This is a genomic window from Vibrio celticus (assembly GCF_024347335.1).
Taxonomy (GTDB): Bacteria; Pseudomonadota; Gammaproteobacteria; order Enterobacterales; family Vibrionaceae; genus Vibrio; species Vibrio celticus.
In genome coordinates, this window is sequence record NZ_AP025464.1 from 326,668 (window position 1) to 338,826 (window position 12,159).

Here is a 12,159-nt window from a genome sequence, read left to right on the forward strand (position 1 = left end):
AACTGTATGAAAAGTACCGAACTAAATCTAATTCCTATATTTGTTGCTATCTATGAAGAGCAGAACTTATCTAGAGCTGCTAATCGCATGGATATAAGCCAACCAGCAGTGAGTAAAGCACTTGCAAGGTTGAGAGATATCTATGATGAGCCACTGTTTCATCGCACCACATCAGGCGTAGAGCCAACCACATTCGCGATTGATATCTATCCTGCAATGGCCGCTGCACTTAAAAATTTTACTTCTACTTTATCTGCATCAAGAGACTTCGATCCTAAAACATCTGGCCGTGTGTTTTCCATTGCCTGCGTCTCGGCGGCGAGCTACGAAATGATGCCAAAAGTCATGCAGTTAATCAGCCAAGTTGCGCCAGGTATCGCGTTAGAGGTTCATCCTCTGTTTACCGAAGACTATGAGTCTGATTTAAGGCTTCAAAGACATGACGTGATTGTTGATATGACGCCTAAAGGAAGAACCATGCTCAAGCACGAGGTGATTTCTACAGAAGAGTTGGTCGTGGTGTGTAGTAGTGATCATCCTACGGTTGGCGATACGATCGATATGGAACAGTTCTTAGCGCTCGAACATGTGGTTGTATCAAGGTGGCATGCGCGCAAAAGCTTATTGAGCTCTGAGCACTACAGTGACCTTGAGAAACGTAGAATCGTGTATCGTGCAGCGGGCGTTGTAGAGATGCTGCCTGTTATCGAAGGCTCTGAGTACATCGGTGTAATGCCTATTTCATCGGTGCGTTGTTTTGCTGAAAAGTACTCGGTTAAAACACTGCCATTACCCTTCGAGTTGGAAGACCTCGATATGTGTATGATTTGGCATCCAAGCCGTACTAATGAACCAAGCCATAAGTGGTTACGAGCTAAGATCAAAGCGGCAGCAAAAGAGTTATCAAGTTAGCCTATACAAGGACATAGCCATGGAAAGCATTCGCGCGATTTTAAACGGAAAGAAAGCCAATATCCCAGAATTAAGGCAAGCCATCTTTGCGGTGAGGGACAATGATATTGACCTGCAAGTTAGAGTGACTTGGGAATCGTCGGATATGTTCCGTTTGGTAAGCGAGGCAATATGCGATGGTGTTAAGCGCCTGATTGTGGCGGGTGGCGATGGAACGGTGAATGAAGCCGTTAACGCGCTCAACCAGTTCCGTGTCAGTGAGAGACCACAATTGGCGATTATCCCGATGGGCACTGCGAATGATTTTGCTACCGCAACGGGAATACCTAATGATATTCAGGGGGCCTTTGAGTTAGCGCTGGAAGGTAAGGCGTTTGCGGTTGATAGCGTGCGTGCGAATGACCGCTACTTTATGAATGTCGCTGCGGCGGGTTTTGGTGCTGAAGTCACAGCTGAAACGCCAGTCGAGCTTAAAGATTTTCTTGGTGGTGGCGCGTATACGTTAACAGGTGTGGTGAAAGCACTCGGCTTTAAGCCTTACAGTGGCACGTTGACCATAGACAAAGGCAGCTTTACTGGGGAGATCCTGGTTGGTGCTTTTTGTAATGGTCGCTTAGCGGGTGGAGGACAAGAGTTAGCACCCAAAGCATTGATTGATGACGGCTTGATGGATCTTACTTTGGTCAAAACCTTTGTGGCTTCTGATTTGCCAAAAGTCATCGAAGAGCTCAAACATCCGGCGGACAATGGCAAGTACATTGTCCATACTCAAGCTCGCTGGTTAGAGATAGATTTCCCACAATCACTGCCAATTAACTTAGACGGCGAACCTTATCGGTCGAACCAAATCCGTTTTGAAGTCATGCCATCCAGTATTTGTTTGGTGTTGCCAGAAAACAGTCCTTGTTTGGTGAAAAACCGGTAAACCACTTCGGTTGGGTAAACGGAGTGATCGACCGTTAGGGTCATTCACTCTGCTAAGATTCGTTATGCCTCTTTTTGCGTTTGTTCTGAATTAAGCAAGAAGTAAGATAACCAGTCATCAATCGGCAGAGGACGCGCAAAGAAATAGCCTTGAGCGTATTTACAACCGATCTGGCGCAGCGTCTTCACATGGTTCTGGGTTTCAAGACCTTCTGCAATAACTGAAAAGTCGAGTATTTGCGCGAGTTTAAGCACCGCGCAAGTAATCTCGTAATCAACCTTTGATGAGTTAATATCTTCAATAAAGCTTCGATCTAACTTTACGCAATCAGCCGAAAGATTCTTCAACACCGACAACGAAGAATAACCCGTTCCAAAATCATCGATAGCGATCTTGTAACCTTTAGAATGAAGTACCTCAATGGTTCTCGAACAGGTTTCAAAATCACGCATCATGTCTCTTTCGGTAATCTCAAGCAGCAATTGATGAGGTTGGCAATCCGTTTCATCCAATATCACTTGTAGCTGCTCGGCGAGGTCTGTCATATAGAACATTCTCGCTGAGAAATTGATTGAGAAAATCACGCCTTGTAGGTCTATTCCCGTTCGTTGCCATTCAGTGATCAAGTTTGCCACTTTCTTAAACACCCACTTATCGATGTCGATAATGAGGTCACTTTTCTCCGCAACTTCAAGGAAATCAATCGGTGGCAGTAAGCCCAATTTAGGGTGTCGCCAGCGAATAAGTGCTTCGGCGCCAATGATGCCCTGTGAGTCTAAGTCGACTTTGGGCTGGAAGAACACTTCAAGCTCGTCGTTAGCAATCGCTTGATGAAGCCCGATGTTGGTTTCGATTAAGTCGTTTACTTCATGGGTCATTTTATCCGCATAGATTCTGTATTGGTCTCGACCGTTCCGTTTGGCGTGATACATGGCGGTATCTGCGTTGCGAATTAAGGTTTCACGATCCAAACCATGAGTAGGGTACTCACAAACACCAATACTCGCGGAGACGAAGATAGAATTATCATCGATGTAATACGGCTTTCTTAATGCTTGGTTCAAGCGATCGGCGATCGGTTCACCTTCTTCTAAGCCAATGTTGGTATACACAACCAAGAACTCGTCGCCACCCATTCTAGCAACAAAGCCTTTATCGCCGACTAAGTTATTCAGAATGTCAGAGACATTGACTAATAAGTTGTCTCCGGGCGCATGCCCTAAGGAGTCGTTAATGGTCTTAAATTCATCAATATCAAGATAAAACAATAAGAAAGAGGCGTTGCTCTCACTGGATTTTCTAATCTCTTCATCCAATTGTTTGGTGGCCAACAGTCGGTTAGCCAAATTCGTCAGTGGATCATGGTGTGCGAGGAAGTCGAAGTTCTTCTTCTCTTCTGTGAGGTCGAGGTAGGCCTCGGACAGCCTTAAAGCCATGTCGTTATAGGCTTTTTCTAAGTGAGACCATTCGTCACTTCTGCCTAAGTTGATTGGGTTTTTGAGGCTACCGGATTCTAAACGGTCGAAGCCATGTCTAAGTGCATTGAGTGGCTTTCGAATGTGATGTCTAACAACGTGGCTAACCAGCAACATCGATAGCACGACGGCTGAAATGCTGATGACAATCGCATTGAGCCTTGATAGACCAATCTCTTGTTCAAGCTGGTCTGTCAGTTCTAAGGCTTGGTTTTGTACGCGTGATTCGGTTTGTTCTACCATCTCCAACAAGTCACTTTGGGCAACTAACAGTGATGCCATCACCAACCAACGCTGTTCCAGATTCGCTCTAATGCGTTTTAAAGCCGCGTTGTATCGTTTTACCGTTCGATGAATTTTTTTCTTCTCAGCAATCACCGCTGAGGTTTCGATATCGACGTTTTCTAAATGGAGCAAAAATATATCGAGTTCTTTCTCGACCTCGATAAGCAGGACTTTCTCGGTCTCTGGCGTGATACGGCTGTGAATGTCACCGACCATTTTTCCCGAGGTGAGAAACGACTCTCGTAGCATGTTGATGAGATCTAATTCATTGTTATAACGGATGAAATTAGGTTGGTCCAAGTGCCTTAGCTTGCTGTCGGCGATCGCAAATTCGAGTTGATCAAGTTGCTCGGCTAATGCAGCGTCGATTTGATTGGTCTGCTTAAGGATTCGATTCAGTGCTAGCGAACTGCCTAAGAAACGGTGGAAGTTGTCGATAAAGGCATCGATCTTTTGCGAGAAACCTTCGTTGGTCGAAAGATCTCTCAGTCGTTGCAGTTGGAAATCGACATTGAACGCTTCTTCCGACAGTGTGGTTTCGCTGAACAAAAAAGTCTGTTCCAGCAGCTTAACTCGAGAGGTGAGCGTAAACACGCGACGACTGATTTCAGAGTTAACTATAAGATCTGATACGTGTGTCGAGGTTTCCGTTTTGAGCGTCGACTCGACGTAATAGAGCGAGCGGATCACCATGATGACCGCAAGGCTCACAATCAATAGCGAAACCAGATTCGAAATAATGAGCCGTTGGGTGATGTTTATCTGAGGTAGTTTCATTGTGGCTTCCAAATTTTCAGATACGCTTCACGGTAGCCATTTTTAGGGTCGTAGATGCCTTTGTCTGACTGGCTGATGAGTTCTTCAACATTATCGGGCGTGACGAGATGCACAGGGGCAGAGTAGCCACTCGGAGGCATCTGATTGAATGCTCGATTGAGCTCGTCGACAATTTGCCAACCTTGTAGATATAAGGGTTCAGGTACCGTCGCCAGTTGGAATTGACCGCTATTGATTCTTTTGTACGCGGCTTTGCTGCCGTCACCCGCTGAAATGTTTTGTGGTATTAGCCTATACTCTTCGAGATTAGATTCCAAAGACGGGATCGCGTAATCAATGTAGAGGTCGTTGATGGCTAAGATATGAGTGATTTTTTCGCCATATTGATCATCAAGGTTCTTCAACGTCGCAGGCATCTGCTCAGCAATTTTATCGAGCGGTAAGTAGTTCAACTCAAGTACATCACAGGTACCGCAACGCTTGATGGTGTTGACCATCGCATTGGCTTTGATCATCGCAATTTCATAGTTCGGGTCGGTAAACACCACGGTTTTTGCTCGCCCGTTTGAGTTAACAATCGCGAGTAGCGCGGCCACTTCCGCCACATCGAGAGGGTCGGTGGTGATGTTGGTGTATAAGCCGATTTCAGGGTTGCCACCGACAAGTTCAGTCGCGTGCCAGCCAATAACAACGATTCCGAGATCTTCCGCTTGTTTCAAAATGGTTTTGTGTCGAACAGCATCAATGCCTCCAAGCACAATGGCGTCGGGTTCAAAGCCAATCGCTTTTCGGATAGCTGCACCCTGACGTACTTCTGAGCCTAAGCCATCAATGAACCTCAGATGCCAATTGATATTTGAAATGGCCTCAGAGATGCCTTTACCCACCCCGTAAACGCCACCATTACGTAAATCAGACGCGACAAAAATAACGTTTTTTTCATGACGCACCGCAGGGCCTTGCATTGGGCCATCCCAAGTTCTCTGGTTGGAAACCGCTCGCATCACTTTTTCTTCAGCATATTGGAAGAAATCGTCTTCATGATTACCGGCAAAACTCTGAGAGTAGCAAGTAGTAGCGAGCAACAAACTCGCAAAATTTAATCTCTTATTCATATGGCTTATAAAACGCTTTAACTTATAATCGCCCTATATTTATAATATTGTTAATAAACATTCAAACATTTGGTAACAGTTATGCCGGGTCAACTTTATAAAAATATTTTACCAACCCTACTGACAGCGTGTTTTTGCCTCCCTTTGTACGTCAATGCTGACGGCGTAAGGTCGGAGGCTGATGTAAAGAAACTTGAAAAATTTCAAGAGACTGTAAGTGGCGAGCCAATTTCATTAGCTCCGATGTCGGTAGAAAAACCGGTAAGAATTGCGCTGATTTATCCAAGTGCAGATATTTCTGACTTTTGGACAAGAAATTACACCGCATTGAAGCAAAGGCTCATCGCTTTGGAACTGCCTTTTGAGATCAGTGAGTTTACCTCAAGGCAAATTGAGCACTCATTACAAACCCAATACACCGAGCAAGTCCTGAATTCTGAGACGCCTTATGACTTCGTCATTTTTGGTCCTTCTGAATTGGGTATCCAAGCAGGTAACATTCAAAAACTGTCCGCTTCCAAAGATTTCAAAACCTTTATTTGGGCGTTTCACACACCTAATGAGCAATGGAAACATCAACCAGACAGCTGGTTTGATTTCTCAAGCGCGATGGGGGCTGAGGTGCTTTGTGACCATGTGGTGAAAGAGCTGGGAAATGAAGTTGAGTTTTCAGCTAATCGAGGAATCCCTGGAATAACAGATACTCAACGTTCACAGGGTTTCATTGATTGTGTAGAGGAAAAAGGTGATTGGTTAACTGTGTATGAGCACTTCGGGCAATACCAGAAGATAGGTGGCGCCGATGGGATTCGTTTAGTGCTCGGTAACTTCCCCGAAGTGACCATGGTTCACAATGCCAATACTGCGATGACCATGGGAGCGGTGGATGCTTTAAACAAGGCTGACATGTTGTCTGAAATCTATGTAACGGGTTGGGGCGGTACTGCTAAAGAGATAGAAAAGATTCGTTCAGATGAATTAGACGCGACGCCTATGCGAATGAGTGATGACCTTGGTGTGGCAACGGCCGAAGCGATTAAGTTTCACTTGGAAGAGCGAGAGGCAGAAGTCCCGTTGGTTTACTTAGGCCGTATCACCGTTGTGCACAATAAGATGAATGACGACCAATTAAATCAGCTAACCACAGAAGCGTTTCGTTACTCGGGCAAGAATTAGGTTCGATCCATCTAGCCTTTATCAATCAAAAAGAGCCGCTTATCTGTTTCGACCTAGTGAGTCAGAAATAGATAAACGGCTCTTTTATTGAGTGGGTTCCGGATTAGACATCTAGCTCACGAAACCGTAGAGATTGAGTCTACTCAGTGATCTCTTGTAACACCTCTCCAATTGACCCACTTGGTTGGGTGATACCCAGTTTGTTCGAAAGCGTTGGCGCAATATCATATGGCGTCACTGCTCGTGATACCTTCTTAGCTTCAACGTCGTAACCTGCAAAGATCACAGGCACGTGCGTGTCGTACTTCCACGGAGAACCATGTGTTGAGGCAATTTGAAGGCCTTCCATGTCGTTAATGTAGCTGCGCGGTGCAAATACTACGTATACATCGCCAGAACGAGCAGGGTGGTAGTTGTTTTTAATTAGCTGCATCACATGCGTGTCCGGTACTCGGTTAGCCGCAATGTCACTGCTTGATACAGCAAACGCAACACCTTTCACTTTTGCAATTTCATCCGCAATAGCTTCTTGCACCTTAGCCAGATCAAGCTTCTTCTCAGCGATCAGATCATGATTCAGATAGATGTAAGGTTGTGCATACAAGCGAATCGCTTCTTTGGTTAGACCAAATTCATCCTTCAATCGTTTTTCGACACCACTCGAGAGTAGTGTGTCTTTATTGAAGTATTGAGCTTGATTGAAGCCAAGCGCATTTGCCGCAGGTGAAGATTCCGGAACACCGTGGTCGGCAGATAGCACAATTAATGTGTTTTCTAGCCCGACTTGGTTATCCACGGTTTTGAAAAGCTTAGCGAGAGTCTTATCAAGTCGGATAAGGTTGTCTTCTGTTTCTAGGCTTTCAGGGCCGTAGAGGTGCACCACGTAGTCGTTTGATGAAAAACTTACAGACAGATAATCGGTTACGTCACTTTGGCCAAGCTTCTCTTGCATCAACAAGGTGCTAGCGAAGTTTTCCGTGATCTCGTCACCAGCAGGGCTCACGGTTAGGGTGGTGCTGTAGTACTTGTAACTTGCTGGGCCGTATGGGTGAGGGAAGGTGCGTTTGAAGTCACCGAGTTTCACTTTGTGTTCGGTATCGTGTTCTTGCAACGTGTACTTATCACGCGGTAATGAGAGCTCCCATTTCTGTTTGGAATACTGAGCAGCAATCGCTTTCTCGTTCCAGCGTGATACCCAATCTGGATACTCGTCGTAGTAATAGTTACTGGTGACAAACTCAGATTGTGCTTTGGAGAACCAGAAGGCTTTACCACTGTGTCCTGCCAATGAGATTGCGCCGCGGTCTTTCACTGATACACCGAACACTTTTGATTTGCCACTATTGGAAATCGTCAGTTCGTCACCAAACGTGGTGGAGAGTATTGGCTCTGGAGAGCGACCATCGCCTTGTGCTGTCTTCTGCGTTGGGTCGATCTCTGTTGCTTTATCGACACCCGCACCAGAGGTCAGCATTTGGTAGTTACCGTCTTCTACGTTATACACCAAACGTTCTTCGCTACGGTCATACCAAACGTTACCTACCATGCCGTGTACGCTCGGTGGAGCACCTGTTGCAAGCGACACATGGCCCACGATCGTTTCCGTGTTGCCATGTTGGTAGTTTGCATTGGTGTAGTAGGTACCATCATCCATTAAGTACCGGAAACCGCCTTCACCGAAGTTGTGCTTATATCGTTCGATTAGATCCGCGCGCAGGCCATCTACCGTGATTTGAAGGACTAGATTTGGCTTCTCCTCAGCTGAAACTGGGAGAGCGCAGAGTAAGGCGAGGGTTAGTCCTGAAAGCTTGGTGTATTGCATAGAGTTTCCTTATTCACTGTTGCCGCTGAGTTCTAATGTTTGTACAGTGCGAATCGTATTTTTTTGTATTGTTGGTGGCGATTAGTGAACCATAACCTTCGGCACCTTTAGTTGGTTCGCTTCGTTAGCTAGTTTACAGCTTTAGTTCGTATCCTTAACTAAACGCAGCCCCATATCTGACATAGTGATCGATTGGCTTGCGAAGTCACGACGGTAACTTTCAGATTCATTTTCGTCATAAGCAAAGCTGCCACCGCGAACCGATTTGTGCGATAAACCAACGTCGCTGTGTTTTGCGTTGTTAGGGTTGTCTGTTGGACCGAATCGGTAGAAGGTGTCATCGAAGGCATCAATGACAAACTCGCCCACGTTTCCTGTCATGTCATATAAGCCTAGTTCATTTGGTTTCTTTAGCCCGACTGGATGTGCGCTATTTTTAGAATTTGCTGAGTACCACGCAACATCATCTAAGTTATTGGAACCACTGTAAGTATAGCCTTTACTTTTGTTGCCACCTTTGGCTGCAAATTCCCATTCAGCTTCAGTAGGCAAACGGTATTCTTCGCCTGTAAGTTCGTTCAATTGCTCGACGAAGTAGCTCGCTTGTTGCCAGCTAAGGTTATTGACTGGAACTTGTGGGTTTTGGAAATAACTGAGAGATGAACCCATCACCGATTCGAACAATTCTTGAGTCACCTCAAACTTCGCAATATAAAAACTATCTACAGTTACATTACGTGCAGGACGCTCTGCTTTGGTCGCTTCTGGATCGTTCGACCCCATGGTGAATGTGCCGCCTTCAACCAACACCATCTCTTGGTCAATTTGTTGGGCGATAGGATGTGTAGGCACGTTTGCACAGCCACTCAGAAGAATAGTCATGGTGACGCTGCTAATTGTTGCTAACTGTTTGTAATTAAGAAATTTCATCACGTGCCTCAGATGTTCGAAATAGGGTCTAATTCTAACGTTTAAGGTCATTCCTATTGGTTATAAAGGGTATAACATGTCACATGATCGAATAGGAATTATGATGGGTCCAGAATACTAAAATAGGTAGGTAAATCATGCATATTACTCAAGGTCCACAGTATAACGGTAAAGCGTCTAAGCGCTTGCATGTCATGGCTAAGCCGATTGGCGCAGCGTGCAACATTGATTGTAAATATTGTTACTACCTAAGTAAGCAAGATTTGTTGGAGTACAAGAAAGGCAGTTCTCCAAGAATGGATGATGAGACATTAGAAACCTACATCCGACAATACATCGAAGGTCAAAACACGCCAGAAATCATCTTCTCATGGCAGGGCGGTGAACCGACCATGCTAGGTTTGGCGTATTTTGAACGCGTGGTTGAGTTACAGAAAAAGTACCAACCTGAAGGTGTATTGATTTCAAACGATTTACAAACCAATGGTACTTTGCTGAATGATGATTGGGCTGAGTTTCTTGCGAAGAATAACTTCCTGATCGGTTTGAGCATTGATGGTCCTGAAATGCTGCACAATGCCTATCGTGTTAACAGAGCTGGCCGTGGCACATTCAAACAAGTGATGGCGGCTGTGGAGCTGCTGCACAAACACCAAGTGAAGTTTGCAACGCTTACCTGTGTGAATAACCTCACCAGTCAAAATGCACTTGAGGTCTATCGCTTCCTACGTGATGTGGTGAAGTCACCGCAAATGCAGTTTATTCCTATCGTTGAACAGAAAACGTTCCGAACGGTTGCACCACAAACATCCCAAGTGAGCGAACAGCTCAAACAAGGCGACAAACGCCTGATCCCCGGCCATAAAGATTCGATCATGGAATCGTGGTGTGTGTCGGACTTGGCTTGGGGTAACTTCCTTATTTCTGTGTTTGATGAGTGGGCTAAGAACGACATCGGTAAGGTGTTTGTTCAGTATTTTGAAGCGAGCGTAGAAACATGGATTGGGCGTCCGAATCCACTGTGTACCTTGAACGAGATATGCGGAAAGGGTTTGGCAATGGAGCCAAATGGCGATGTATTCTCATGCGACCACTATGTTTACCCTGAGTACAAAATTGGCAATATTCTCCACGAGAAGCTTGATGACTTAGCGTACAGCGCACCACAGCAACAGTTTGGTTTTGCTAAATCCCGCACACTGACCAGTCAATGTCAGCAGTGTGATTACAAGTTCGCTTGTCATGGTGAGTGTCCTAAGAACCGTTTTATCAAAACTCGTGCAGGCGAACCGGGCTTGAACTACTTATGTGCAGGTTGGCATAAGTTCTTTTCTCATGTCGATAAGTCGATGGCGTATATCGCTCGCGCGATGGGGCATCCAGTGGCTCATGGCAAATTCAGCGACTCAGTGTTGATGGCGCATCGAGCAAAACAGGCGCAACAAGCTACGTTCGAGACCAAGTTTTAGCTTGTTCTTTGGATCAGCAGATCCAAGATAAATTTAATCAGATACGAGTCTAAGGACAGGCTAAGTTCTCCAGTTTAAGGTAATACTATGATCAAGAAGAGTTTAGCGACGACTGTTGCTTTATTGGTTTCAACGTCCGCATTGATTTCAACGTCTGCGATGGCTGCGAATAGCGTTCAACAAACGGTTGACGCGCCAGCACAAAATATCAATCAAGTGCTCGAAATGACGGATACTCAAACCCGTATTCAACAGTTGTCTTACATGGCACAAGATCAGAACCAATCTGTTGAAAATCGTACTGGTGCACTGCAAGAGCTTGCTTCATACCCAAGTCAGAATGCGCTGGTGGCGGTGGCAAGAGGTTTGAAAGATCAAAACCCTGAAGTGCGTGAAGCGGCGGTTATCGGTTCTGAACCTTACCAACTTGAACATCGCTGGGCGTTAATTTCACCCCTGCTAAAAGACAGCGATACCATGGTTCGCCACACGGCAACATCCAATTTAGTTCGTGACTTCAATGCATTGGATGACAAGCAGAAAGCACAAATTGAACCAGGAGTCACAGAGCTGATTAGCTTCTTGGAAACGCAAGAATCTGAAAAGTACCAATTACTGTTTGCTGATGTGCTTCGATGGCACAATGACTGGGATAAGGCGGAAACGGTTTATCTAGAACTGATCAATACGCATCCAAAAGAAGCGCAAGTTTGGTTGAGCTACGCAGATAATTTTCGAGCGCAGAATAAAGACAAACAAGCAGTCGAAGTATTAGAACGTGGTTTGGAGAGCGTACCAAACAACGCCGCTCTGCATTATTCGAAATCGCTGACTCTGGTTCGCCTTGAAGACAAAACTGCGGCAGCCAAAGAGATTGAAGTGGCTGCGAAGCTAGCGAAAGATAACAGCTACTACTGGTACCTAAATGGGGTATTACAAGAAGAGTTGGATATCGACAAGTCGACTAAATCGTTCGAGAAAGCATATTTGATCTCTGGTTCTCCAGAGCAGCTATACGCGGTATGCGATATCTATGTGCGCTACGGCAATGAAAAGATCGATGATTGCTTGGGTGAGCTAGGTAAAGTGGCTCCTGATTATGTAATTGATCAGTTGAAAGAGAAACGAGTAGCGCCAAGCTCATAATATTCTAATGAGTAATTAGCGAAGCCGATAATGAAAAGCCAGTAGAAACATTCGACTGGCTTTTTCGTCTCCATGAACTGCTTAGACAAGGTTCATGCAACTAAAAACAAAAGAAGGGCAAGCCTGT

Annotated in this window: 9 protein-coding genes; 5 read left to right on the forward strand and 4 right to left on the reverse strand. The window is 45.3% G+C overall.

Annotated elements, in window-relative coordinates; all coding sequences use genetic code 11:
* Window positions 1-6 precede the first annotated feature (6 nt).
* Window positions 7-912, forward strand: coding sequence for a LysR family transcriptional regulator (locus tag OCV19_RS17665; RefSeq protein WP_065677125.1), 906 nt, complete (start codon window positions 7-9; stop codon window positions 910-912).
* Between the two features lie 19 nt (window positions 913-931).
* Window positions 932-1,837: a lipid kinase YegS gene (yegS, locus tag OCV19_RS17670; RefSeq protein ID WP_059018693.1), complete on the forward strand. Its 906-nt coding sequence runs from the start codon at window positions 932-934 to the stop codon at window positions 1,835-1,837.
* 62 nt (window positions 1,838-1,899) lie between these two features.
* Here yegS and OCV19_RS17675 read toward each other — a convergent pair whose 3' ends face one another.
* Both OCV19_RS17675 and OCV19_RS17680 read right to left on the reverse strand, forming a co-directional pair.
* Window positions 1,900-4,374 (reverse strand): EAL domain-containing protein, encoded by a 2,475-nt coding sequence (locus OCV19_RS17675; protein ID WP_065677126.1) that lies wholly within the window; start codon window positions 4,372-4,374, stop codon window positions 1,900-1,902.
* Window positions 4,371-5,489, reverse strand: a complete 1,119-nt coding sequence (locus OCV19_RS17680) for a substrate-binding domain-containing protein (RefSeq protein WP_048611123.1) — start codon at window positions 5,487-5,489, stop codon at window positions 4,371-4,373. The genes OCV19_RS17675 and OCV19_RS17680 overlap by 4 nt, the downstream gene beginning before the upstream one ends.
* 81 nt (window positions 5,490-5,570) lie before the next feature.
* On the opposite strand from OCV19_RS17680, the gene OCV19_RS17685 reads away from it, so the two are divergent.
* Window positions 5,571-6,665 carry a substrate-binding domain-containing protein gene (locus OCV19_RS17685; RefSeq protein ID WP_065677127.1) on the forward strand — a complete coding sequence of 365 codons (1,095 nt, stop codon included), beginning with the start codon at window positions 5,571-5,573 and terminating at the stop codon, window positions 6,663-6,665.
* A gap of 139 nt (window positions 6,666-6,804) precedes the next feature.
* Here the strand turns inward: OCV19_RS17685 and OCV19_RS17690 are convergent, their stop codons facing one another.
* Both OCV19_RS17690 and OCV19_RS17695 read right to left on the reverse strand, forming a co-directional pair.
* Entirely contained in the window at window positions 6,805-8,487 is a 1,683-nt protein-coding gene (locus OCV19_RS17690; RefSeq protein ID WP_065677128.1) for an alkaline phosphatase family protein, read from the reverse strand.
* 141 nt (window positions 8,488-8,628) lie between these two features.
* Window positions 8,629-9,417, reverse strand: a complete 789-nt coding sequence (locus tag OCV19_RS17695) for a formylglycine-generating enzyme family protein (protein ID WP_065677129.1) — start codon at window positions 9,415-9,417, stop codon at window positions 8,629-8,631.
* 137 nt (window positions 9,418-9,554) lie between these two features.
* On the opposite strand from OCV19_RS17695, the gene OCV19_RS17700 reads away from it, so the two are divergent.
* Together OCV19_RS17700 and OCV19_RS17705 are read left to right on the forward strand one after the other, a co-directional pair.
* Window positions 9,555-10,886: an anaerobic sulfatase maturase gene (locus OCV19_RS17700; RefSeq protein WP_065677130.1), complete on the forward strand. Its 1,332-nt coding sequence runs from the start codon at window positions 9,555-9,557 to the stop codon at window positions 10,884-10,886.
* Window positions 10,887-10,973: 87 nt separating this feature from the next.
* Window positions 10,974-12,032, forward strand: a complete 1,059-nt coding sequence (locus tag OCV19_RS17705) for a HEAT repeat domain-containing protein (protein ID WP_065677131.1) — start codon at window positions 10,974-10,976, stop codon at window positions 12,030-12,032.
* Window positions 12,033-12,159: the final 127 nt, after the last annotated feature.